The 24,351-nt window shown below is 50.7% G+C and carries 20 protein-coding genes and 1 tRNA gene; 14 read left to right on the top strand and 7 right to left on the bottom strand.

The annotated features are described in order from the left end of the window. Nucleotides 1–393: 393 nt before the first annotated feature. On the bottom strand, nt 394–1,029 hold the full coding sequence (locus tag GO013_RS17365) for a CatB-related O-acetyltransferase (protein WP_163808869.1): 636 nt from the start codon (nt 1,027–1,029) through the stop codon (nt 394–396). A 589-nt stretch (nt 1,030–1,618) separates the two neighbouring features. Continuing rightward, a tRNA-Ser gene (locus GO013_RS04525) sits at nt 1,619–1,710 on the bottom strand. 205 nt (nt 1,711–1,915) lie between these two features. On the opposite strand from GO013_RS04525, the gene GO013_RS04520 reads away from it, so the two are divergent. Beyond that, nucleotides 1,916–2,344 (top strand): Fur family transcriptional regulator, encoded by a 429-nt coding sequence (locus GO013_RS04520; RefSeq protein WP_163808868.1) that lies wholly within the window; start codon nt 1,916–1,918, stop codon nt 2,342–2,344. A gap of 18 nt (nt 2,345–2,362) precedes the next feature. Here the strand turns inward: GO013_RS04520 and GO013_RS04515 are convergent, their stop codons facing one another. Continuing rightward, the gene (locus tag GO013_RS04515) at nt 2,363–3,343 is read right to left on the bottom strand and encodes a hypothetical protein (protein WP_239057742.1); all 981 of its coding nucleotides are present in this window, start codon (nt 3,341–3,343) and stop codon (nt 2,363–2,365) included. A 217-nt stretch (nt 3,344–3,560) separates the two neighbouring features. Here GO013_RS04515 and GO013_RS04510 point away from each other — a divergent pair, with 217 nt between their 5' ends. The 7 genes from GO013_RS04510 (at nt 3,561) to GO013_RS04480 (ending at nt 11,471) form a co-directional block, all read left to right on the top strand. Beyond that, nucleotides 3,561–4,244, top strand: a complete 684-nt coding sequence (locus GO013_RS04510) for an HAD family phosphatase (protein ID WP_163808866.1) — start codon at nt 3,561–3,563, stop codon at nt 4,242–4,244. Between the two features lie 119 nt (nt 4,245–4,363). Next, a complete protein-coding gene (locus GO013_RS04505; RefSeq protein ID WP_163808865.1) occupies nt 4,364–5,617 on the top strand; it encodes a hypothetical protein in 1,254 nt (417 codons plus the stop codon). Nucleotides 5,618–5,903: 286 nt separating this feature from the next. After that, nucleotides 5,904–6,659: a GntR family transcriptional regulator gene (locus GO013_RS04500; RefSeq protein WP_163808864.1), complete on the top strand. Its 756-nt coding sequence runs from the start codon at nt 5,904–5,906 to the stop codon at nt 6,657–6,659. Continuing rightward, a complete protein-coding gene (locus GO013_RS04495) occupies nt 6,647–6,925 on the top strand; it encodes a hypothetical protein (RefSeq protein WP_163808863.1) in 279 nt (92 codons plus the stop codon). The genes GO013_RS04500 and GO013_RS04495 overlap by 13 nt, the downstream gene beginning before the upstream one ends. Before the next feature lie 63 nt (nt 6,926–6,988). Continuing rightward, nucleotides 6,989–8,407: a hypothetical protein gene (locus tag GO013_RS04490; RefSeq protein ID WP_163808862.1), complete on the top strand. Its 1,419-nt coding sequence runs from the start codon at nt 6,989–6,991 to the stop codon at nt 8,405–8,407. A gap of 18 nt (nt 8,408–8,425) precedes the next feature. After that, nucleotides 8,426–9,583 (top strand): twin-arginine translocation signal domain-containing protein, encoded by a 1,158-nt coding sequence (locus tag GO013_RS04485; protein ID WP_203529385.1) that lies wholly within the window; start codon nt 8,426–8,428, stop codon nt 9,581–9,583. A 64-nt stretch (nt 9,584–9,647) separates the two neighbouring features. Beyond that, on the top strand, nt 9,648–11,471 hold the full coding sequence (locus GO013_RS04480; protein WP_163808861.1) for a CobW family GTP-binding protein: 1,824 nt from the start codon (nt 9,648–9,650) through the stop codon (nt 11,469–11,471). Between the two features lie 117 nt (nt 11,472–11,588). Here the strand turns inward: GO013_RS04480 and GO013_RS04475 are convergent, their stop codons facing one another. After that, entirely contained in the window at nt 11,589–13,106 is a 1,518-nt protein-coding gene (locus GO013_RS04475) for an APC family permease (protein WP_163808860.1), read from the bottom strand. Nucleotides 13,107–13,841: 735 nt separating this feature from the next. Between GO013_RS04475 and GO013_RS17200 the strand changes: the two genes are divergently transcribed. Further along, nucleotides 13,842–14,024: a DUF4125 family protein gene (locus GO013_RS17200; RefSeq protein ID WP_239057740.1), complete on the top strand. Its 183-nt coding sequence runs from the start codon at nt 13,842–13,844 to the stop codon at nt 14,022–14,024. A 34-nt stretch (nt 14,025–14,058) separates the two neighbouring features. Next, nucleotides 14,059–15,153 (top strand): TSUP family transporter, encoded by a 1,095-nt coding sequence (locus GO013_RS04465; RefSeq protein ID WP_343219527.1) that lies wholly within the window; start codon nt 14,059–14,061, stop codon nt 15,151–15,153. Between the two features lie 57 nt (nt 15,154–15,210). Here the strand turns inward: GO013_RS04465 and GO013_RS04460 are convergent, their stop codons facing one another. Then, on the bottom strand, nt 15,211–16,647 hold the full coding sequence (locus tag GO013_RS04460) for a sigma 54-interacting transcriptional regulator (RefSeq protein WP_239057738.1): 1,437 nt from the start codon (nt 16,645–16,647) through the stop codon (nt 15,211–15,213). Nucleotides 16,648–16,999: 352 nt separating this feature from the next. Between GO013_RS04460 and GO013_RS04455 the strand changes: the two genes are divergently transcribed. The 4 genes from GO013_RS04455 to GO013_RS17510 all read left to right on the top strand — a co-directional run bounded on the left by GO013_RS04455 (nt 17,000) and on the right by GO013_RS17510 (nt 21,351). Then, nucleotides 17,000–19,453 carry a glycyl radical protein gene (locus GO013_RS04455; protein ID WP_163808858.1) on the top strand — a complete coding sequence of 818 codons (2,454 nt, stop codon included), beginning with the start codon at nt 17,000–17,002 and terminating at the stop codon, nt 19,451–19,453. Nucleotides 19,454–19,577: 124 nt separating this feature from the next. Beyond that, entirely contained in the window at nt 19,578–20,471 is an 894-nt protein-coding gene (locus GO013_RS04450) for a glycyl-radical enzyme activating protein (RefSeq protein ID WP_163808857.1), read from the top strand. A gap of 20 nt (nt 20,472–20,491) precedes the next feature. Then, the gene (locus GO013_RS04445) at nt 20,492–21,040 is read left to right on the top strand and encodes a C-GCAxxG-C-C family protein (RefSeq protein ID WP_163808856.1); all 549 of its coding nucleotides are present in this window, start codon (nt 20,492–20,494) and stop codon (nt 21,038–21,040) included. 17 nt (nt 21,041–21,057) lie between these two features. Then, nucleotides 21,058–21,351 carry an ErpA-related iron-sulfur cluster insertion protein gene (locus GO013_RS17510; protein ID WP_163808855.1) on the top strand — a complete coding sequence of 98 codons (294 nt, stop codon included), beginning with the start codon at nt 21,058–21,060 and terminating at the stop codon, nt 21,349–21,351. A 79-nt stretch (nt 21,352–21,430) separates the two neighbouring features. On the opposite strand, the gene creD is transcribed toward GO013_RS17510, so the two are convergent. Beyond that, nucleotides 21,431–22,810 (bottom strand): cell envelope integrity protein CreD, encoded by a 1,380-nt coding sequence (creD, locus tag GO013_RS04435; protein WP_163808854.1) that lies wholly within the window; start codon nt 22,808–22,810, stop codon nt 21,431–21,433. Nucleotides 22,811–22,919: 109 nt separating this feature from the next. Continuing rightward, nucleotides 22,920–24,350, bottom strand: coding sequence for a two-component system sensor histidine kinase CreC (gene creC, locus GO013_RS04430; RefSeq protein ID WP_163808853.1), 1,431 nt, complete (start codon nt 24,348–24,350; stop codon nt 22,920–22,922). Nucleotide 24,351: the final 1 nt, after the last annotated feature.

Below are 24,351 nucleotides of genomic sequence, written 5' to 3'. Positions count from 1 at the left end.
CGTATGCGAAGGTTCTGCAGCGGGCTTCACTGACGGTCAAACAGACGGGACAAATGACAGAAAAACGGCATGGTCCTTTCCACTCTATTCCAATGCAACAATCAAGCTATACAAGACCACACAGGCTATATCATAACCAATGCCCGTTTTTACTAAAAACCATAACGTAAGCCCCTATTTTTAGGGGCTTTCTGGATGTCCGAGAATTTCGTCGGACTAAAATATGGAGAAAAGGGGAGGTCTTCACATAGAATAATAAAATCGTTTTATTTTAGATGTATACAGAGTAATATTTTAGCATTTGTACAACTTCTTGTACCACACTCCTCTTTGCTCCCAAATTTTTATTTTTCCTTGCCATAAAAAAATCACGAAAATACTTTTTTTTTATTTCTAATTACATCCCCGATCGAATGCTTTCGTTGCTTGCTCTAATGCGTCCATATCCATAGAACAAAAATAATCTTTCATTGCTTCGAACTTTTCCGGGGCCCAATCATAAATGCTCAATGCTAATAAGCGTTTAATTGTGTCCTCGTCGAAACGGTACTTAATTACTTTTGCAGGATTTCCGCCTACTACCGCGTATGGTGGAACGTCTTTAGTTACGATTGAGCCAGATGCAACAACAGCACCCTCGCCAATCTCAACGCCAGCCATAATCATAGAACGCATACCCAACCAGCAACCATCATTTAAAATTGTGTCGCCTTTGCTTTCGTATGCTTCCATAATGTGATCCATATACGGATATAAACTAAACCAGTCCATACGGTGCGTAGAGTTGCCACCCATTATAATAACTGTTTCAGCAGCGATACAAACGTAATCACCTACATATAACTTATCGACATTCCAAGGCGGGGTTCGTCCTTTGGTATGCTCGTCGCCATGTAAGTAACGAACACATGATTTTTCAAACCCATTATCCCAAGCACCCGAATAATAAGAATGTTTTCCTTTAATAATTATATTCTTGTTCTTAACTGTTTCGTGTAACAGTTCTGTCTGTGTCCAATTCTTACTCATTTGAATATTACCTCTATGCAATTTAAATGGGGCTGTACCAAATAACTAGCCCATATATTTCTTAACCCGCTGTTTCAGTTGCTTAAACTAACTTCATGGACTATTTTTATTAAAATCTACTCACATTCTTTCAAATTTAACGGGAAATTATTGGTTGGGATACCATCCATTCTCATTCAAATTTGTTGAAGCCATAGACCTAACCCCATGCCCAGTCATTTCTTCGTTCGAATACCCCAGACACCTTATAGCCCCATTCACAATATTATTAGACATGGGTCTTTCGCATGTGCGCATATTTGGGAACAAAAACCTTCCAGCACCAGTCAACGGCCTCAAGTCCATCAAAACAATAATGGCTTATTTAGACAATGAAACAATATGCTGTTGACGCATCTTCATCTTTCCCTTTGGGATGAGCCATACATTTTTTTAGGTCTACTTCTTCCCTTTCTGCCCATCTCATCTCACCTGGTCAAACGAATGTTAGAGAGGCAAACCAATCTGAACAGACTTAAACGACAAAGGCAAAAACCCCCTTTAAATAAAGGGGGTTTTAAATGACCTTGAACGTCGTTGAACTTTGTCATGGCGGAGAGGAGAGGATTCGAACCTCCGGACGAGTTACCCCGTCTCTGGTTTTCAAGACCAGCGCATTAAACCGAGCTCTGCCACCTCTCCGCAAAAAAAAGATAGTGTGTGACAACACCGTTGCAGAAATGCGGTTGTAGAAAGCAAGCCATTGAATGTCAAGGCTGAAAATGCCATCCTTATCAAATATCGTCCGGCGATAGACCAAAAAAAATATGAGGACCGTTTGACACCCCTTATGGGTTCCCGTATTGAGAGATTGTATCGAAATTCAAACAAACCGACGGGATATGGTATGAAAACCCCGCAAGATGTTTTTGCAGACTATCTGGCAAATGAAAATCTCAAGATGACTCCCCAGCGGCGTCTCATTTTGGACACCCTCCTCAAACACGATAACCATTTATCTTCCGAGGAGTTATACGCAAAAGTCAAAAAAAGAGACAGCTCAGTTGGTCAGGCAACGGTCTATAGGACGCTCAAGCTCCTCAGTGATTCTGGGCTGGTTGAACCGCTCGACTTCGCCGATGGTGTCACGCGTTATGAGCCGTGCTATGGCAAAGATCATCACGATCATCTGATTTGTGAAAAGTGCGGGAAAAATATCGAAATCCTCGACGAGGTCATTGAGCAGCGCCAAGAGGAACTTGCCGCCAAGCATGGGTTTACCCTGCTCAGACATAAAATGTATCTCTATGGACTGTGTCCGGACTGTTCGAAATAGTCCCGAATTCGTCAGCTTTTACGGAGTATCCTGAAATTGAGAAAGGAACTTCTCTAGAGAGTTGACGCCGCCATCCACAGCGTTCCAAATATATTTTTTCCCAACCTGTTCGGCTTCGGATGTGAACTGAATTCCTAGCCCTATAGCGTTTCCCTTTCCTGAAAAACGACTGCGTATTGTCCCCAGTGCGGTAAAATACGTGTATTTTTTGCTTTTAGGATTCCAAATACTCACCCGCAGGACAAGTTGATTCCCTTTTTGCAAAGGGGGCAATGTCCCTTGTGGATGTATCACGTACAAACGGATGCCCCCCGCAGAAATATTTTCTACGGCCAAACGCATCCCTTTGCCATACTGTGCGGGATTATTCACGGTCTGCAAGTCAGGCCGTGCCCTCCAAAAGTTCTTCTTCCTGCTCCCACTCCAGGCCTTGACCCGAACAGCCTCTTCCCGGGAAAACCGCTGCCGAACATGACGTCTTCGAATAATGTGCTTGTACCGAATCGGAGTGGAGAGCGAAAGTTCCTTCAAGACAATACCCCGGCGTTTCATATGACTGATAAACGTCACAAAGGCATTGATTCGCTGACCGGAATACGCAAAAGGTTTCATCAAACAAATAACCCGCGCACTCTTCAACCTCGCGACCATCGGGCTGGTTTCGATCAATTGCAAATGCATTTCCCCGTCAACCACTTTTGCAATACGGGCGCTGCACAACCGTTTGCCGATGCCATCATTAGAATACAGGGAGACTTCGACCAACACTCCCCGCTCTACCAGATATTTTTCAACAAGTGCTCTTCGCCGGGCACAAAAAAGCCGAACAAAAAATCGGATAATTCGAAAAGTGAATATCTGCCGATAATGCCAAAGGACAATAACCAACACCATAGGCACAACCACCAGGAATATCTGGGATAAAAACCCCATGACATCCCAATGGACCGTGCCTCCGAAAGTGCGCTGCACCTCGTGCAAATAATTAGATCGAACCATATACTCCAGCATCATCCCACCACAGACATTCAATTGATTGACGCTAATATACCGTAAGCGCAAGGCAATGCAAGTTTGATACCCCCACAGCGGTGAAAAAAATTCCCTGACGCACTCAATGAATCTTTCAGGGAATCATCATATCGCTTTTGACATTTGACGGCCAACAAACAATCATGAATGAACATTTTATACACAGACGGAGACGGTGACAGCGATGAACATGAAATATCCAGGGGCGGTTCTCTTTGACATGGACGGTGTCATCTTTGATTCGGAGCCCATTCACGAACGCATCTTCATCGAATACGCAGCGGAACTCGGTTTTGTCTGCCCACCGGAAGAATATCGCCACCTCATCGGCACATCCAGTGTGACGCAATGGCGGTTGATGAAAGAAAAACACCATCTGCCAGACGCTCCACAGGCCTTGTCTGATGAAAAAATGGCGCACTACAAGACCTTTCTCGCGGCTTCATCGGGATTACGGCCCATATCAGGGATTCCCACCCTGCTCAACGATCTGACAATGCACGACATCCCCTTTGCTCTGGCCTCGTCCAACACCACGGACGTTATCGAAGCGACACTCAAAGCCATCGGACTGCACACTGTCATCACGACAATCGTGGGTGGTAACGATGTACCGCAGGCCAAACCCGCCCCGGACATCTTCCTGCTTGCGGCGAAAAAGTTAAAAGTTCCCCCAAAGGACTGTCTGGTCATCGAAGATTCGACCAACGGCATTCTGGCTGCCAGACGTGCTGGAATGCGCAGTCTCGGTTTCAATAATCCCAATTCACCGGGCCAACAATTACACACAGCCGATTTTGAATGTTCCAGCCTCGAAGGGCTGACAGTAAATGAACTCTGTCATATTTTCACACATCCACCTAAATAAAAGCAACAAATCGACCAACATGGCACAAACGACGGTGCAACTTCATCACGAGTCTCTGTCCCTCCCGTTGACCCGTTCACCAAATTGCAGTAATTCGTTGAAAGGTAACAGGAGACACCATGAAACGCGATCCAGCACCTCAGCAACACGCTATTCCCATTCAGGACCTCAGCAGTTTTGTGAACGACTTCCCGGCCCTGCTCTGGCGCATTGAAATAGCCCGATCCCGCATTGAATTCTTTAACGACTATCCCTTGCACCCGCTTGGTGACAGTGCCCGACTTTTCCTGAAAAACGTCGCGTTTCGCAAACAGATGCTCCTCCCCGAGGACGCGCATCTGCTGGACGCCTTTTTCGAGGCTGTCCGGGAAGGCCGAACCACGGCCACGGTCTTCCGGGTTCATACTCCGGCCGACGGTATCATGTGGCTCAAACTCACCGGGGCCGTCAATTCATCCGATCCCCGCTACTATTACGGCTATTTACTGGATGTTGGCGATACCGTTGACGTCATCCGAGATATTCAAAAAACCGATGCCGAATCCCGACTCCGTATTGACCACGTCCCGACCCCGATCATTCTGATGAACCACCAATCCATGAGGATCAAACAGGCCAATGCCGCAGCCCGGGAACTCTTTGCCCTGCCTCGCGCCATGAATGGCCTGCTCCCCCATTTTACGGAAATCTCTCCCAAGGCAAATGATGAACTCATCGAATCCATTGTGCCGGATCTGCCAAACCGCCCATGGAACGGCACCCTCCACCTGCACACCACACAGGGTGAACCGCTCAAGGCCAAGGTGGAACTCCAGTGGGTTCCCTGGAAACAAAGTGCCCTGATTCGCATCTCGGCACTTCCGATCTGTATGGGGGACTCCTCATCTTCTGAAAAACAATTGAACAACACCCAAGCCATCTTCGACGAAGCAGCAGACATTTCCGACATGCTGTGCCGCGTGCTTGAACTGCCTGAAATCGCCAAACGGTGCAACGCCGTCATGTTGTCCGACATTCAGACCCGACGAAAAACCGTCATCGTCACCGGCGTGGGCGCACCGCTGGCAGACATGACTCCCGGCGAAAAATTCTCATACAAAGGCACCATTGCCGAAGATATCGCCCGATTCAAGATCGACCATCTCGTGGTTGACGACACGCTCGACAGTATCAAACCCATTGATTGGGCCTTGTTCATCCCGCGCGGCATCCGTTCCTATTACGCCAAGCCCTATTACGAAAAAGACATCCTCAAAACCGTGTTGATTCTCTGTTCCACAGAACCCAACCGTTTTGTGGATTTCGACGCCAAGGCCTTTGATTCCATCCTCACGCCACTCAACAATGCCATCGCGGCCAAACGGCAACAATAATCCACCACTCAAACTCCGTATTCGGAGTTCCCCCCTCTGATACCGTCTTCACAAAAGGACCTGCCTGATCGCCCCGATCGGATCATTTGTGGCCTCACCACACAACCTTCCCTGATTTTATCGATTCAGGTTGATTGGTTCTACCAATTCGCATATTGGATTAAATATATCACCAAATTGGTTCTTTTTTAGCAAATTTATACATTTTTGTTGGCGACACGATGTGAACACAGCTAATTGGTAACTCCAATAGGCGCACAAAAAGCGCAAAGGCGGTCGGTGTCTCATGAAAAAGAAAGAGTTGGCTCTCAAGGAACTCGGACAAATCATTCAGGACATGAAAATCAAGGCGGGTGAACGGCTTCCTCCTGAACGGGAGCTGGTCAAACGACTGAACATCAGTCGAAATACCCTCCGAAGCATTTTGCACGCGCTCGAAGCCAGAGGCCTGGTTTCCATCCGCCCCGGCAGCGGGTGCTATCTCCGCATCGGCATTTCCCCGGCCCACGACAATCCGCTCGAACTCAATCTCAGCCCGGAAAAGGCCATGGCCGATCAATTGGAAGCGGCCTTCATGCTCCTGCCCATCGTGGCAGAACATGCGGCCCACCACATCGGCGCACGCCATCTCGAAGAACTCAAGCAATGCAGTGTCAATATATCCCGGTCCATCTTTCAAAAATCGGCTGAACGTGTCTGGAATGAAAGCCTGACATTTTTCCGGCTCGTGGCCGTGGGCACAGGTAATGATTTCCTCGTCCGCACGGTCGAACAGGTCTGCTCCACGGACATGGCGACCTACGACATTTTTTTTACGCTGCGACGCGAGGAACGCGAAGCCATTTTCGCGGATCACATCAAATTGTTGCACGCGCTCCAAGCCCGAGATGGGGACTGGGCCAGGTCCATCACCGCCAATTATTTCCTCAGAATGTGCAACATCCTCGAAGAACGGGAACAGGTCCCCATGACCGACCTGGTCTACCGTTCACTGCGAGAAAAAGCGGAGCAGGACCAAAAGGACACCCTATGGCACACCTGACACGTAGACAACTTTTCAAGGGGAGTCTCCCGAAAAGGCCGCATGGAGCTGCCGAGACTCAGGGGAATGGACACCCAGCGCACGCCGACGCACCGCGTTCAACGATGGCGCTGAATTCCATTGCCGGAGATTTCCCTCCGGAACTGCTTGCTCTGGAAGCAGAACGACTAGGGTTGGACCCGGACTCTCCGGACCGCGACGCTCTGTTGCTGGCAGTCCATGACGCCATGACAGAAGCATACGGTCCGAAGGAATCCGGGGGGTAACCGAACACCCGGGACAATGGGGTGGGGCCCATGTCTCGGAATCCCCCTCAAGAGGAGGCTCGAATGGAACGGTTTGGTGAAGGCTACTTGGAAGAACGCAAACTCGTCAAGCGATGGTCGGGACCGATCCCCGCGCTCGTCAGTTTGGTGTTGACGCTCGGAATCTTCTATCTCTCATGGTGGATATTCCAGGACCCGCGCGGCGTCATGCGCATGTACACCCCTTATGTGGGCTACATGTATTGTCGCTGGTGGCTGATCATGATGATCTGGATGGTTTACATCTTCAACTACTGGCCCTTCAAACGAAAATGGCTAGAAAACACACATCCCCTTCTCAAGGGGGCGATCCTGACAACAATTTCAGCCGTCATTCTGATCACGCTCATCAAAGGATTCTTTGAAGGGCTGCTCGGCAATTACGGACTGGCATACTTCAACCCAGAACAGCTCGAAAAACTTCCGGGCGTCACCAGCTTTTTCGCGATCGAATATTCGGCGCTGGCCATTCTCATGTTCGCGGCCATTGCAAGCTGGCTTTCCCCGGCATGGGTCGTGGCCTTTGAAGAGGCTCCATGGCAAAAACTGAAACAACCGGCCAAGGGATTCTCCATCCTCATGCTGACGTTTTTCCTGTCCATGGTGGTCTACTTCGTCACCATGCATCCACACATGGGAATCCTGTATCATCCGTGGCAGTACTTCACCTCCATTGCACCACCGTACTGGGAACAGTTTGCGGACACGGTTTCCGGCAACTTCCACATCTCGTGGATCATGTGTTGTACCGTGGTTGTCTGGCTGGTGGAAACCATCTGGGAACGCTATCCCTTCAATCTCATCAAGAACGACTGGGCGCGCCGTTTTGCCTGTTTCTTCGGCATCATCGGCATCGCCCTGGCCATGCACTTTTTCCTCTACTTTGCACAGGAACTGACCTGGGGCGAAGCGATCAGAGGAACCCGCCGTGCATTCGCCCCTGACTGGCGGTGGCTACATGTCGGTGAAATGGCTATCTTCTTCCTGGTCCCGGCCCTGTTCGTAACCTTCTACTGTAACAACTGGCCCAAGAAATACTCCATGCCGGTCAATGTCCTTATCCGGACCGTGGTCACCTTGATCGGTGCCATTGCGCTCTACATTGTCTATTACAAGACATCCCACATGTTCCTCGGTACCCAGAAGGGCTTCTCGCATCCGCAGCAGTTCCCCATGATTCCGATGATCTGGCTGGTCAACATCTGGCTGGTCCACCACTGGTTCATGGATAACTGGCCGGGGTGGAAGATGGTCCAAAAAACCGCTGAAGAAATCGATGCGGACCACGAAGCGCACCAGGCCGCCATCAACGATGTCCGCTGGACGCCACGCTTTGGCGCGGGTCTGGGGGCCGGAGTCGCCATGGGTGTCCTCTTCTACTTCATTACGGTATGGGCACTGCCCTCGGTGTATGCCGCCGTTAACATCATCCCCGGCAAATAGCCCGGACAGGAGTATCGCATGTCAGACAATATGAAACGACGCGACTTCCTGAAGGGAGCCGCAACTGGTGTCGGTGTTGGACTGCTCGGAGCCATGGGCCTGTATTCATACTCGTCCGTGCGCAAGGGGCACTTCCCCACCACCGAACGGAAAATGACGGATATCGGGACGTGCAGAAGCGTCAAGGTCACCAATATCACGGAAACAAGCTGGTTTGATAACGGCGTGTTGATGGGTGATATCAAAGGCGCAGGCGGATTGCTCGTCAATCAGTATGACTACAATTGGCCCCCGTTCGGTAACGGAAAGGGGCTTGGCAAAGGATCATACGAAGAAGGCATCGAAAAGATCAAACACCTGCTCCCAAACCGGTTGGACGAGGCGTGGGAGATCATCGAAGGCAATTCGGTTCATCCTGAAAATGCCGGTGGTTATGCGGCCCTGGTAGAAGTCGAGGAAATGAGCGGCAACAAGCGCAAATTCCTCCTCGACGTGGGCTGGTCCTATAAATGGTGTGACGAATGCTTCAAACGGGAAGGCATCGACACGATGTTGGAAAACAAGGAAATCGAAGCCCTTTTCTTCTCCCACGAGCACTTCGACCACTTCTGGGGACTCCCTGTTGCCCTCAAGTACGACCCGGATATCACCATCTACATCCCGGAAGGCTTCTACCCGGAAGGATTGCAGTACATCAAGGACTGCGGCCATACGGGCAAACTCATCACGGTCAAGAACGGCCTGAATCCGGTCATCCCGGGCATGGCGAGCTATGTCTTTGCCATCCCCATCATCTGCCGGGTGTACGGGGAGCAATCCCTGTACTTCAATGTGGCGGACAAGGGACTGGTCAGCGTCACTGGCTGCTGCCATCAGGGCATCATCCGTTTTGCGGAAACCGCCTACAACGAAATAAAATACGAAAACGACAACTGCCACGGCATCTACGGGGGATTGCACATCTCGCCCTTTGATGACTGGGACCCCAAATATGACGATTTAGTCATCTCACTGGGCGACTACGGCTTTGAGCGCATCGGTTGCAACCATTGCACCGGCGTCCTCTGCGCCAAGAAGTTCATCGCCGCCGGATATCCGGTTGTCGAAGGGACTGCCAAATTCCGCTCAAAGGACAAGGCGTACCTCGGAAACGGGGATACCATTACCTTTGGGTAACCCATCCCTCCCCTCACTCGCGGCCGCCCCAACCCCGGGGCGGCCGCAAACACCCGGAGCCCCCATGGTTCATTTTCTCGACACGCTTCTGCCTCCGGCCATGCAGGCCAATCCGGCCCGTGCCGCACAGGAACTGCCGCGCGCACTGATGACACGAACCAACTTCATTCCCGGCGTGCGCCACCGACTCGGCTGGCGGGGAGTCCGCGACTGTGCCAAAGGGCAAGGAGGCCTAACGGTTCGGATCACGGGCATGGACGGCGTCTATGGATTGAAACTCCTCAATTTTTCGGAAACACCTACCATGGGGTACGCGACATTTCATCTGACCTATTTTCCGACCGCAACCGAATCATTGATCGAATCCTTCAGTATTCAAGCCGGCTTGATCGCTCATGAAAACGACTATCTCGACCGAATCCGGGAATTCCCCCTGTTCCCCGACATGACCGCCCTGTTCGGCGTCGGTGTGCTGGAAGCCTGTTTCCACTCCGAAGAATCCGGAATATCCCTGACGCTGACGGCACCGGAAAACGACATCGTGATCGCACAGGACGGAGTCGTGCTCGACACACCAACCGGCCCGATCCATGCCGTTGCCCCCGGAGCAGAAGACCAGCGGCTTCCAGCGTGGGATATAGCCATCCCCTTCTTCAACGCCCTGGCCGCATCCGCATCATATTGCCTGCAAACCGCCCCGAAATCCCTGATCCGACAAACGCGTCAGGCCATGCTGCGGACCTATGGCAATCACACCAGTCTCCACAGCACTCCAGCCCCGGATATCCAGGACCTGCGCCTTGGACTGGGGTGGCACTGCCCGGTTCCGGAATCTCCGGAATTCGATACGCCGGATACCCGCTGGACCGCCCCGGAAACCATGCCGGAGACCTTTGCCGACGCGCCATGGCTGTCCTCCGAGCTGCCCGGAGCATCAAACAGCCTCGACAAACGGACCATGGGCATCACGGAACGTCCACAACTGATTGTCCTGACCGGCTTCCTCGGATCGGGCAAAACCACATTTCTGGCTCGATTCATTGAAGAACAGGCTGGCAAAAACCATTTTGTGGCGGTTATCCAAAATGAAATCGGTCAAAAAGGATTGGATGGGAAATTGCTTGGTCAAACGTATGCGGTCACCGAAGTGGACGAAGGCTGCGTCTGCTGCACTCTGGCTGGCAGTCTGCGATCCGCCCTGTCCGGTATTCTTTCCGAATTCCAACCTGATTTCGTGGTTCTGGAAACAACTGGCCTTGCCAATCCGGCCAATCTGCTTTCGGAACTGGCGGACCTCGATGACCTGTTGAATTTCGCATCCGTGACCACGGTCCTCGACGCTGCCGGGGCCGAACACACACTTGCCGAATTCGAAGTGGCCCGCAGTCAAGTCAGACTGGCTGACGTCCTGCTCATCAACAAGATCGATCGCGTCAACGAAGCAACCGTGGCAGCCCTCAAACACACGCTCCGAGCACTGAATCCATCTGGAGATCTGCATTGCATGACCAACGGCGACATTCAATCTACCCTGCTGTACGGCGTCAACTTCCGCAAAAAACTCCGTCGTCCGACTCCACACATTGCCCCCATGACGCACCATGCGACCCATGAAGACGACCATATCCACAGCGCACTGATTTCTCTGGACACCCCCATTGATCGCGGCCGCTTTGAACGATGCGTGACCGCCCTGCCCGATCAGATTCTTCGGGCCAAAGGCGTGGTCCGATTTCATGACGCTCAGGAACCGGAAATATTCCAATACGTCCCAGGGTCACACACCCTAATCCCCGCCGACCAACCGCACACGGACTGTTTTCTCGTGCTGATCGGGCAAAACGCCACTGATGTTGCCAAACACGTTCAAACAACCATTATCCGCTAGCATCCAGCCCTATTTTCTTCATATTTTCTCACAAAAAAGCCCCTGTCTGTACGCGACAGACAGGGGCAAAAGAACCGTCCGACCAGACTCAACGTCTTTGCCGAACACGATCCGAGGTTATTCCACCGAAGAACTCTGCTCCTGCAGCTGAGGCCGAGGTTCTCGAGATTTGAAAAACACGGGGATATCCCGACGTCCAAGAATCTGTGCGCGCAAATCCGCTTCAGGGAGTTTCGCCCACTCGCTCTTGTTGGAAAAGTAAAAGAAGACACCCAAACTGACCCAAACAACCAGGCACCAACGGGACGCGACACCAATGGAAGCCGGAGAGCCGGGGACAAGCAACAAAACAATACACATCACAGCGGTCAATGTTCCCATGATGCAGCAGAACATGCGAACAGCTCTTTCAGAAACCTCTGGGCTACCAAGCAAAACACGACGGGCAGCAAGGCAGGTGAAAAGGTACCCGATACCAGTCCCGACAGAACTCATGTCCACGATCCATACAACAACGGCTCGACCGGCAAATGGTGTCAGCAAGACAATTCCGATGGTGAACAAAATGGCTTTGTAGGGAGAACGATACGTGGGATGGATATCACCAAACCAGGAAGGCAGGATTCCACCACGCGCCATGCTGAGCAGCAATCGGGACGTCGCGATGTAAAAACCGTTGATTCCCGTGCAAACGGCTCCCATGACGGCGCACGCCAAAACTGTGGCACCAAACTTGCCGAAAGCCATGGTCGCGGCTTCGCCTGTTGCCCACGCAGTCCCGCCACTGGCACGGATGGCGTCCATCTTTGCGAGCATTTCAGGATACGGAATGACGATTGCGACAGACAATGTCACGAGGCTATACAAAACAACACCGCACAAAATGGCTATAATCATGATATTCCGAGCACGCGCAGGATCAAAGGAAAACTCCTCGGCCGCCTGCGGCACCGTATCAAATCCCACAAAAAGAAAGGGAGAAATGGCAAAAATCAGCAATACGCAAGACAGGACTGAACGGTGTTCAGCAAAGAGAGGAACAAGGTTGCCTATGCTGGCGGTCTCCAAAGTACTTGCACCGGAGAACAATCCCACAATCCCCACCGTCAACAAAAAGGCAAGGACGACCTGCAACTTACCGGCAAAACTGATCCCACGATAATTCAACCAGCCAAACAACAGGGTCGCACCGGACATGAGCAGGACTTCGCCCGTATAGACGTCCCATCCAGCGATGGAATACAATGCCCCGAATTCAAAAACACCCGGGAAAAGAAAACGAAAGATAAGCGCAAGGGCGGCGATATCAATACCGATGATGGCAATATATCCAAGGACAAGTGCCCAACCGCAAATAAAGGCGGCTGTCGGACCGAAGCCAACATAGGCATAGGCAAAAGCTCCACCGGCAACGGGAGCGTACTTGATCATATAACTATAGCAAACCGCGACAAAACACAGCAGGCAGGCCCCAACCAGAAAACCAATCAGGGTTCCCAACGGACCGGCCTGAGGCAAAAACATATCACCAGGTAAGACAAAACAGCCCCAGCCAACGATCGATCCAAGCGCCAACGCCCACACTTGTGCCGGGGAAAGCGATTTTTCCAATTTCAAATGTTCGTCTTGAGACATATAAACTCTCTTCAATTTACGGAATTCTTCGTGAATATTTGTATCAATCAAATCAATACAAACAGGCATTCAAAGCACTGCTACCGACAAAAAAACATGTATCGGCACCATCTCTGCCATGAGATGTCCACAGACAGACATCCAACCACTGAGTGACCATGAACTCTGAAAAATTCAGAGTGAACCACACAGTCTTCGAGTCACTGCAGAGGGGCGAACAGATCCTCCGCATTCAAAATCTTCAGGTAACAACAATTCATCCATTGCTTGATTCCCTTATAAGCAAAGACAATGCCATTACGTGAAATTCTTCACCATCTCAACATACTACTAAAATTATTGATTATTTTACGAAACAACTCTCACAACTTTTTGCAAAAAATAAAAATCTATATCTTTTTTGAAAAAAAACTTTTGTTTTCAAAAGTTTTTCTCCCATACCCAAAAAACGTCAAGAAAAGCGGCAGGGGAATCAGGCACTGTACAAAAAATAAAATTTTATCATTTATTTCAAATGTTTAAAACACATCAAAGAAAACACCTTCATATAAAAAAGAAAAAAGAGTAAACGGCACTGGCTTTGCACAGGTATGCTTGTTCTTTTTTTCATAAAGCCGTCAAGAGACTCCTTTTCCTGCCGCACAGCCTGAATACGTCAATACCTTGCAGCACAAAAAGACACTCTCTACACACGACTTCATGCCCATACGACACTCAAAAAACACGAGAAAAACAATGCCAGAAAATATTCGTGAAGCACTCATCGAAGAAATCATTCATTCTGAACTGGACATGTTCCTTGCCGTAAAGAATCAGGGCGGCACCTCCATATGCCAAGAACGACCTGAATCATTTCGACTCATGCGAGAAATCACTCACGGAGTACTCTCGGACGACTTTCTTCATTCCTATCGCTGATCTACGACAGGCCCAAAAACAAGGGCGTAATTTCATGACCGAAAAATACGCACTCATGGATCAATTAATCCCCTCCATCAGTACAGACCCACGCATCGAAGAAATTGTCGCAGCGGAAAGCGCATGGCGAAAAGACGTTGCCAAAGAATTCCCGAAAATTGTCCACCCCGACGGGCATGAAAGCTTTTGCCGCTATCTTGGCTGCGAACTAGAGACCTACTCGATAACAACCATGGACGCCTATGAAACATGCGTCCGCACCGCACAAGACACCAAAGAGAATCTGGTCCAACAACGATACGACCTGCTCATGAGCAAACTGGGGCACGGCTCACTCAAAAAATATGCAAGACACCTGAACACCCCCCCTCTCGGGAGACGGAGAAATCATCCAATGCCTGATCCAATATACATCATGGTCTTCTGCGCATGGCTTGTCGGCGGCTTTGTCTCCGGCGTCAGCGGCATTGGAGGAGCCTTGGTTGCGGTTCCCGTGGCAGCCATGTTCATCCCCATGCACGACCTCATTCCGCTCAGTTGCATTCTGAATGTCATCATGGATGGATGTATCGCGTGTATGCACTTTCGACACTGCCGCGTGTCAGCCCTCTGGCCAATGCTGGTCGGATCACTGCCCGGGGCCATTCTCGGTCTGTTTATCCTGCAACTCGTTTCCGGAGCCATTTTGCAGGGAGCGGTTGGACTGCTGCTCCTCTATTATGTCTATTGGCAACAGACATTCCAGGTCAAAACAGTCCACAAGGAATCCTGGGGACGCGGTGGCGCCGCCGGGTTCGGAGCTGGATTACTGGGAACAGCCATCTCATTCGATGGCCCCCCGGTCGGAGCATACGGGCTGTATGTCAATTGGAGCCCCAGGGCCTTTCTGGGAACACTCGGCGTCTTCTTCGTTATCAGAGGCACCATGACCTGTGCCTTACAGGCTTCGGCAGGCATGTATACACCGGCGTTATTCAACTATGTACTGTATGGCATTCCAGCCACAATTCTAGGGACTCTCTGCGCTTTCCCCGTCGTCAAACACATCAATGTCGAAACCTTCAGACGCGTTCTCATGGTGGTCATCACCCTCGCAGGCATTGTCTGTCTCGGCCGTTCTTTTTTGTAAAAAAAAGCAGAGGGAGGTTGTGTCCCTCCCTCTGCTTCATGGACAGCCAATCCCGTTCTATTCATCGTCTTCAATGTTAAGCTGCTTTATCTTGTATCGCAGGCCCGCACCTGTCAGCTCCATAATCCGTGCGGCCTTTGCCACGTTACCGCCAGTGACTCGCAACACATTCCGTATGCATTCCGCCTCATACGTCTGCACGCATTCCTTGAGCGAAATGACATTGCTCCGTTTGATCGTCTGATAATCATAAAAGGTTTTCTGGGCAGAAGGTGTCACCACCGGTGCAACCGGACTGCATACAGCCTTGCGCGGAGCCTCTGCATTGTGACAGGCATCTCTGAAATGACGAGGAAGGCAGCCCCACTCAATGGACAACCGATCACCAATCAAGGCAAGACTCCCCTCTATGACGTGCAACAGCTCACGGATATTTCCCGGCCATTCATAGTCACGAAAAACGCGAAGGACCTCTTTATCGAGAACGATTTCCCCGCTGTTCCCACGATGCTCGGAACGATCGATAAATGTGCGGGCCAACAAAGGAATATCCCGTTTGCGTTGCCGCAATGACGGTATGGAAAGCCCCACAACGGCAAGACGGTAAAACAAATCTCGCCGCAAGATATTTTGCTCCACCGCAGACAGTGGATCGACATTCAAGATACTGATAACCCGGACATCCACTGGTATTTCAGTACGGGACCCAAGCCGACGGACCCGTTTTTCCTGGAGGACGCGAAGAAGCTTTGCCTGCAATCCCATGGGCATGGAATTCAGTTCATCAAGCAGCAATGTCCCGCCATCGGCTTCTTCGAAAAGCCCGGGTTTGTCTGCGGCATCAGTATACGCCCCCTTGGCCGTGCCAAAAAGAATCCCCTCCAGTAAATTTTCAGGAATAGCCGCACAATTCACCGGGACCAATGGATGCTGGCACCGAGTACTTGCAGCATGGATCGCCTGCGCAAACAACTCCTTCCCGGTGCCGCTTTCTCCCCATATCATGACGGGCGATGCCGACTGCGCAGCGGTTCGCGCCTCATTCATCACTTCGATCAAGGCAGCATCTTTCCCAATCAGACTGTCAAACGTATAATATTCATACGGACTTTTTTCAGGAACAACGCCCTTTGCCGACCGCTTGTGCCGCTTCACCAAGGACGTGGTCCCTGTCCAGATGGTGAAAGCAATGACGCCATCCTTTTTCCCGTGATCAAACAATGGGAAAAAATCCGAAACCGTACTGGCAAGATAGTTGTTCGTCGTCTTGTAAAAATAACTTTTCTTGAGCAACGGCTGTCCCTTTTGAAGGCATTCAAGCGTCGGAATACACTTCACATCATGTGGCACATAAAGATCCGTTATATGCTGTCCCTCAACAGGAACTCGGCCAAAACCATCAACAAGACTTTGTATGGGATTCATGTATTCACACAGGCCATTTGCGTCCACGACAGCAACACCAAGCCCCATATCATCCCAAATGGCTTTCATGGAAGGCGTTAATACGCTCTCACGATTAACATTAAAGAACTTTTTCTTGTCAAAATACATAGCATACAACCCCTTCAAAATGAGTGTGAATACAAGGAAAAAGTGTGCGTCCAGCCCTCCAATGAAAAATTTTTGTAGAAAAAGAAAGTTTTTTTTATAAAAAAAAACTTTTTTCACGATCTCATAAAGTCGCTAAATTGACCAATAAACACTGTTATATCAAGGTGTTATTACTTAAAAAAGCACAAAAACAACGAAATGGCACACCTCCTGCTAGTTACAAAAAGAACAAGCGACGGAACACCGCTTTCAATTTTCTTCAGGGAAAATCTTACACAAACAGGAGATATCAATGACCAATCTTTCGACGATACACGATACCGAATCAACAGCCACGGAATCCATGGGATATGGCATCAATTGGGATACCGCTGAAAATCGAGTCAAGGAACTCAAGAGTTTTCTCATGAACGCTCCACAGGTGATGGACCCCGAACGGCTGCAATTTCTCAACGAAGTCTATAAAGAATACCAAGGTGAATCCACATTCTACATTCGCGCCAAATTGTTTGAACGTGTCCTGACCAGAAAAAACATTTTCCTCGATGGCAATCCCATCGTTGGCACGCTCACCGGCGTGCGAGCTGGTGTCTACGCATACCCGGAATGGAACGTTTCCTGGATCAAGGAAGAGATGCAGATGGCCAAAATGGCCTCACTGGGCGAGATGAAAATTCCGGCCGAGACACAGGAATTGCTGGAAAAAACCTACAAGCTGTGGAAAGGCCATACCTGCATTGACCTGAACAACAAATTGTTCAAGGAAAAATATGGCATCAACCCCAAGCCGTATGCCAAGGCCGGCATGTATTATGAAAACGTCAGTGTTGCGAGTGGCTCCGGCATTGCCGACTATCCCATGGTCCTGAACAAGGGGTTGCGCTGGCTCATTGACGATGTCAAAACTCGTTTTGAGAACTGCCCCACCACGCTGGCGAACACTGAAAAGCACGAACTGTACCGGTCCATGCTCGTGACGCTGGAAGCGGTTATTGCCCACTCTCATCGCTATGCGGACCTTGCCGAAAAAACCGCTGCCGACGAAAAAGACCCCAAGGCCAAAAAAGAGCTGCTGGAAATCGCTGAAATCTGCCGCCGTGTTCCCGAATTCCCGGCCCGCAACTTCCGCGAAGCAATCCAGTCATTCTGGTTCATCCATCTGGCCATTGAAATCGAGCAAATGGCATGTGCAACCTCTCCGGGGCGCTACGGTCAGTACATGTACCCCTTCTTCAAAAAAGATATCGACGAGGGGAACCTGACACGGGAACAGGTCTCTACCCTCCTTAAATTTCAGTGGATCAAACATCTCGAACTGGCAGAATATCAAGGCAACTCATACGCACTGACCCTGTCCGGCCACACAGGACAAAGCATCACCATCGGAGGCGTGGATGCCGATGGCAATGACGCCAGCACCGAGCTGGAAGAAATGTTGCTCGATACCCAGGTCACAATGAAAAACATTCAGCCCACGCTGACACTGCTCTATCATCCCAAGATGAAAGATTCCTATCTGAAAAAAGTAGTGGAATGCATTCGTGGCGGGTCCGGTCAGCCGCAGATTTTGAACAACACTGTGGTTGTTCAACGAAACCTCGCCCGATTCGGACAATATGAAGGAGGCATTTCGCTGGAAGATGCCAGAAACTGCGGCAACTACGGTTGTGTCTCCACTGGCATTTGCGGCAAAGGCAGCTTCATCACTCAGGAAGATCAGCCCTGCCTCGCCAAGATCGTCGAGGTCATGCTGAACAACGGCAAATGCCCAGTCACGAAAAAGAACGTTGGTGTTGAAACCGGCGATCCCACCGAATTCACCTCCTTTGACGAGGTCTACGACGCGTACAAAAAACAACTCGACCACCTCTTCAACATCTCCCGGAAACATTCTGACCTGAGCCAAATGGCCAGACTCCAAGTCGTTCCGAGTATCTTCCGTTCCGCGATGTATGACGGCTGCATTGAAAAAGGTGTCTGCGAAGAGGCTGGCGGAACCCGTTATCCACAGGTCAACCCCATCATGACCGCCGGTGTCGATGCGGCAAACTCCCTGCTCGCGATCAAGCATCTGGTTTTTGACACCAAAAAGCTCACGATGAAAGAACTGTTGGATGCCATCAAATCGAACTTCGAAGGCTGCGAAAACATCCGAAAAATGTGCTTTGACGCCCCCAAACACGGCAACGATTACCCAGAAGTCGAAGCATTCGTGCAACAATACTACAGGGATGTGGATGCCATCCACCACGCTCAAGGGCCGGACTGCTTTGGCTACCGCACTCCGCTGGATGCGTACTCCCTGTCCTACCACAACTACTTCGGCGCACTCATGGGTGCCTTGCCCAATGGCCGTAAGGCGGGTGTCGCCCTGACTGACGGCAGCGTCTCTGCCATGCCGGGAACCGACCACGAAGGCATCACCGCCCTCATCAAGTCCGGTGCGGAGGCTATTGATACCGTCCGATATGGAGCGAACCACTTCAACGTCAAGTTCTCTCCTTCTGTCATCGAAGGCCCACACGGAGCACGCACGCTCATCTCGCTGATCAAGACGTATTGCGACTTTGGCGGCTCCCATATCCAGTTCAACTGCGTTGACTCCAAGACATTGAAAGACGCACAGGTCAACCCGAAAGAATACTCGGATCTGGTTGTTCGTGTCGCCGGTTTCAGCGCCTACTTCACCCGTCTGGACATGGGCGTTCAGAACGAGATTATCAAACGCACAGAATACACTTCCTAAAGGGTATACTCCACAGGGTGGGACATCCTCCACATTCAAGTCCCACCCTGTCCCTTTGGACATATCACGACAGGGACGGCTCAGCCGTCCACTCAACTCACAACACCTATCTGCGGAGACACGTATGAGTCAGGGAATGATTTACAATATTCAACGAATGTCTGTTCAGGACGGTCCGGGATTGCGAACCACGGTTTTTTTGAAAGGATGTCCGCTCTCCTGCCTCTGGTGCAGTAATCCGGAATCGCAAAGAACAACACCGCAGCTGATGTTTTTCGAATCACTCTGCACCGGATGCGGCGCCTGTATGAACGTCTGCCCTGCCGGGGCCGTGGTCCCACTGGACGGGAAATTCGGACGAGATGTCGAGAAATGTATCAACTGTGGCCAATGTGCCGACGTGTGCCCGAGCAAAGCCCGCGAAATAGCTGGCAAGGAAATGACTGTCGAAGCCATTATGGATGTCGTCCGTAAAGATTCCCTCTTTTATGAGAACTCAAACGGCGGGGTCACTTTTGGCGGAGGAGAACCAACAGCTGGCGGCGCGTTCTTTCTGGATCTGGCACAGGCGGCGCATGACGAAGGATTTCATATCACTGTTGATACGTGTGGTTTCTGCCCTGCTGAACGCTTTGACCGCACCATCGAACTGGCAGACCTTTTCTTGTTTGACTGCAAACACATGGATCCGGAGCAGCATAAAAAATACACCGGACAGGATAACACCATCATTCTACGAAATCTGCGGGCAGCCCTGAATTCCGACACACAGGTCCGTCTTCGTATGCCGTTGATGCCAGACATGAATGATTCTGACGAAAACATCGCAGCCATGGCGAACTTCTTCAAGGAATTTGACAGAACAGAAATCGAAGTGATGCCCTGTCACGCTTTTGGCCGTAACAAATATGCGGCCCTGGGATGGCCCTACCGGATGTCTGGCGAATACACGCCGGAACAACTGAATGTCGTTCTGGAACGATTTGCCAACCACGGTCTGAAAACCGTCATTGTGTAACGACTCCAAAAGGATTCACAATGAAAGCCCATGAAAAAAATGCGGACCTCATCGCACGAACAAGCTCGGCAGCCCGGCACCTGTACGGTTCTGGTTCAATGTGTTGTTCCGAGGCTGTCCTGACTGTCATCAACCAGGAATTTCACGGTGGTTTGTCACCGGAGACCGCTCGTGCCATTTCCAAAGGATTTTGCGGTGGCATTGGCGATGCCGGATGTGTCTGCGGCGCACTGGCCGGTGCGGTCATGGCCCAAAGCCTCATTCTCGGGAATGGACCACTGCCAGCCGACGAAAAGACCGTCCGCACGGCTTCCAAAAAACTGCATGACCGCTTTTTGACGCACTACGGAAGTGTCTGTTGTCGGGATTTGAGCAAAACCCGCGACCCGAATTCCACATCCAAGGGAATCTGCCTCAAGTATGTGGAATCGGCGACAGCCATCTGTGCCGACCAACTTCTCAATCCGGACACTCCGGACACAACAAATGAGAGCGTTGATCCGATCAATGACTCCCACCCTGACGAATTCACCAAACACGGGCTTGGACCCGTGCGAATCCAACCATAATCAACGAGGAAAATATCATGTTTGAACTGACTGTCCCGGAAGAGATGCTCGATAAACTCCGGACCATGCTTGAAGATGAAGACGAAGAGACCTGTATCAGGCTTCGTGAATATAAAATCGGCGGAGGCTGACATGCGAAAATCGTGCTCGGTCTGGGCATGGATGAAGCTGATGAAGATGATGACGAACGAATCGAAATCGAAGGTGTCCCCTTCACCGCAGAAGAGGATTTTCTTGAGAAATACGGCACTGCTTATTCACTGGGATTCAACGACCACAAGGAAGTTGTCCTGACACCACTCAACAGCTGATGCACGGCATCAGCCGCATACCCCCACAAAAAAACGCCCCGTGCCGACATGACACGGGGCGTTTCGTTCACAAGCCATCTTATTCAATCGTCTTTTTTCGCCGCAGTAATTTTGTATACTCCGCCGCCCCTTCCAGAGAATACCAATCAACATGACGTGTCAAAAACATGGTTCCGGCCAGTATGATGAATAACAATCCGGACCCAAGCACAAGTGCATACTGTTCCGAGAGCAGAATCCCATACAGCGCGCCATATAAAACGGCGATCGCCCCCCCGAACCCAAGGGCGACTTTCATGCTTTTGACCATGCTCCGCACATACACGGTCAGCAAGGAAACGCAGGTGCAACTCGCGACAAGATACGCCAAGACAAAACCGATATGTTCGGACAGGGAAATCAGCAACAAATAGAAAATGATCAATGCGGCACCAACAAAAAGATACTGGGCCACATGAATCCGCATTCCCCGAAGCATTTCAAAAAGGAAAAAAAATTCCAATGTCAGGAGAACAAACAGAAACCCATATTTCACCGCCCGTTCAGATTTTGTATAGATATCCACCGGATCTATGAGTTCCACGCCAAATGAAGGACGGTCCCAACTCAAGATATCTGCGCTTCCAAGCCCCGCGCCATTGGCAAACTCCGTGACCAACCAATGTGCCTTGAATCCTGTCCGCGTCACTTCGCGGGTCGCAGGCAAATACGCACCATCAAATCGCGGATGCGGCCAAATCGATTGAAGGTCCACTGCATACTCTCCACCCAAAGGAATGAAACTCAACTCATGGGACCCGTGCAGATCAAGCGTCATGGAAAAAGAAATCACCGGATGTTCATCGATCGATGCGGGATCAACCGATGTCGAAAACCCCGTTGGCCACGGCTTGATGACCGCATTTTTATGACTGGGATACACATCCATTTTCCGTCCGTTCAATTGCAGCAAGGGCGGCGTTGAAATCCCGCCCGGCTCCTTCAACGGCATCAGCATCACCAGGGAAACAGCAACCACCCGCATTCCATCCACCATTTGCCCGACGCGTGGCACATCACTCTTTGAAAAGAATTCATTGATCTGAACCTTCGAGGTGTAGACCGGAATGGAAAAGATTCCCCGTTGAAGTGTGTTTGGACGCAACACCCCTTTCACAAACGTTTTTTCCGGGACAAGAATCCTATTGGCCAGGACCTTGGCCGTGAAGGTTTCTTCCTTCCGTTCCTTGGTCAATGCGTCTCGAACAATTCGGGTGGAGGTTTCCTCCAACGTGTATTCCGCCACCAGGACCGGCGCAGTCAACCTTTGATACCCCGCGTATTGTGAGGCGATTTCAACCCCGACGTCCTGATGCAACCGATCCCTTTCGTAAATGACCCCTTCAACCATACTCAAAGGGATGAGACACACTAAGGACAAAACCGTAATCGCACAAAATTTTCCCAAATACCCTTTCATCAAAATGCCTCCTTTTGTCGACGATTTTTTTACAATGTCATCGTCAAGGAGACCCTGCCCCGGGCATGTGAAATATATGTGAGGAAACGATGTGTTTTTGATGTGAAATCTACAACGATACAGCGAGACGCAAGACGGCACGAACGCCGCCTTCGACGTTTTCGAGCACAATACTGCCGTCGTGCAACTCAGCCACTTCCCGAGTAAAAGGCAGTCCCAATCCTGTCCCTTTCGTGCCACCAGAAGGTCGTGGAAGTGAATAGAATCGAGTGAATATCTTATCAATAGCATACTCCGGGATAGACTCACCCGAATTGAAAATCTCGACGACCACACTATCACTCTCGGAATATGCCGAAACAGAAAGTGTGCCCCCGTGTGAAGTGAAGTCCAGCGCATTGCCCAAAAGATTATCCAGGGCCTGATTAAGCAAAAAACTTTCGCCCTGCACCAGAAGCGTCTCGGGGAAATTCCGTTCCAGCGAGATATTCCCACCAGACACCCGAACGTCCAACGCCTCAAGCAGCTCGGTCAGCAGTGTTGCGATATTTACCGTGGTCGGATTGTTCAATGTGGCCTGTTTTTCAAGAGACGCCAGATGCAGCAGTCGCTCGATGATCTCCCGCATACGACTGTTTTCCGTCCCGATATGCTGGAGAAATCGCTGCCGGTCAGCGTCACTCAAACCAGATGATTCAAGAATTTCAACGGCCCCGCCAATGGCTGTGAGCGGTGACTTCAATTCATGCGTCAATGAATGAACATACTGTTCAACATACTCTTTCCCTTCCAGCTCGACACGCATCTTTTCCACGGCTTCACCCAACCGCTTCATTTCAGAGGCCCCGAACCGAGGCTGTCGAGACTTGCGTCCCCGAGCATGATCATCAGTATACGCCACCAACCGTGTCATATCTCGCCCATGCCACCAGGCAAACAGCATGGCAACGACAAGAGCCGCGAAAAACAGCATCGCACTCGCCTGAATGATCTTGGCCCGTGTTTTCACGAAATACGGTTCGATACTGGCTGTCGGTTTGCCAACGGAAAGCACGCCGACCAATTCATTCATGTCATTGAGAACAGGTGCGGCCACATACATGACGGACGGCCCATTCTTGCCGGATGGCGTGGACCGTGCTCCGTATTTTCCCCGCAACGTCAAATAGACATCATTCCACCGGGAATAATCCCGGCCGACATCACGTCCTCCATCCGAATCATACAGCACGACCCCGTGCGCGTCCGTGACATAAATCCGATGATCGGTTTTCTGCTTCCGGACCCCCCAGACAAGCGCATCAGGACTGACCCTGGTATATCGATCCAAGGCTTCAAGCAGACGATCCCCCTCGAAATGTCCTTTCCGGAAATCTTCACGAGCAAACTCTGCAAGCATGAAAGATGTGTCAATGAGCGTTTCTTCCATGGTCTGACGCATGGCCGGCTTGAGTTCATCAGTCACGATATCAAGCAGAAAGAACAGGCTCATCCCGGCCATGAGGGCAAAGGCGATGAAGAGTCGGAATCGCAAACTCATG

The organism is Pseudodesulfovibrio sp. JC047, assembly GCF_010468615.1.
Taxonomy (GTDB): Bacteria; Desulfobacterota; Desulfovibrionia; order Desulfovibrionales; family Desulfovibrionaceae; genus Pseudodesulfovibrio.
This window is presented reverse-complemented; position numbering and strand designations above follow the sequence as displayed.

Bases quoted from the DNA above. Each gene is read 5' to 3' on its own strand.
- GO013_RS17365 (WP_163808869.1), bottom strand. From the start codon at position 1,029: ATGAGTAAGAATTGGACACAGACAGAACTGTTACACGAAACAGTTAAG.
- GO013_RS04520 (WP_163808868.1), top strand. From the start codon at position 1,916: ATGAAAACCCCGCAAGATGTTTTTGCAGACTATCTGGCAAATGAAAAT.
- GO013_RS04515 (WP_239057742.1), bottom strand. From the start codon at position 3,343: ATGGTTCGATCTAATTATTTGCACGAGGTGCAGCGCACTTTCGGAGGC.
- GO013_RS04510 (WP_163808866.1), top strand. From the start codon at position 3,561: ATGAACATGAAATATCCAGGGGCGGTTCTCTTTGACATGGACGGTGTC.
- GO013_RS04505 (WP_163808865.1), top strand. From the start codon at position 4,364: ATGAAACGCGATCCAGCACCTCAGCAACACGCTATTCCCATTCAGGAC.
- GO013_RS04500 (WP_163808864.1), top strand. From the start codon at position 5,904: ATGAAAAAGAAAGAGTTGGCTCTCAAGGAACTCGGACAAATCATTCAG.
- GO013_RS04495 (WP_163808863.1), top strand. From the start codon at position 6,647: ATGGCACACCTGACACGTAGACAACTTTTCAAGGGGAGTCTCCCGAAA.
- GO013_RS04490 (WP_163808862.1), top strand. From the start codon at position 6,989: ATGGAACGGTTTGGTGAAGGCTACTTGGAAGAACGCAAACTCGTCAAG.
- GO013_RS04485 (WP_203529385.1), top strand. From the start codon at position 8,426: ATGTCAGACAATATGAAACGACGCGACTTCCTGAAGGGAGCCGCAACT.
- GO013_RS04480 (WP_163808861.1), top strand. From the start codon at position 9,648: ATGGTTCATTTTCTCGACACGCTTCTGCCTCCGGCCATGCAGGCCAAT.
- GO013_RS04475 (WP_163808860.1), bottom strand. From the start codon at position 13,106: ATGTCTCAAGACGAACATTTGAAATTGGAAAAATCGCTTTCCCCGGCA.
- GO013_RS17200 (WP_239057740.1), top strand. From the start codon at position 13,842: ATGCCAGAAAATATTCGTGAAGCACTCATCGAAGAAATCATTCATTCT.
- GO013_RS04465 (WP_343219527.1), top strand. From the start codon at position 14,059: ATGACCGAAAAATACGCACTCATGGATCAATTAATCCCCTCCATCAGT.
- GO013_RS04460 (WP_239057738.1), bottom strand. From the start codon at position 16,647: ATGAAAGCCATTTGGGATGATATGGGGCTTGGTGTTGCTGTCGTGGAC.
- GO013_RS04455 (WP_163808858.1), top strand. From the start codon at position 17,000: ATGACCAATCTTTCGACGATACACGATACCGAATCAACAGCCACGGAA.
- GO013_RS04450 (WP_163808857.1), top strand. From the start codon at position 19,578: ATGAGTCAGGGAATGATTTACAATATTCAACGAATGTCTGTTCAGGAC.
- GO013_RS04445 (WP_163808856.1), top strand. From the start codon at position 20,492: ATGAAAGCCCATGAAAAAAATGCGGACCTCATCGCACGAACAAGCTCG.
- creD (WP_163808854.1), bottom strand. From the start codon at position 22,810: ATGAAAGGGTATTTGGGAAAATTTTGTGCGATTACGGTTTTGTCCTTA.
- creC (WP_163808853.1), bottom strand. From the start codon at position 24,350: ATGAGTTTGCGATTCCGACTCTTCATCGCCTTTGCCCTCATGGCCGGG.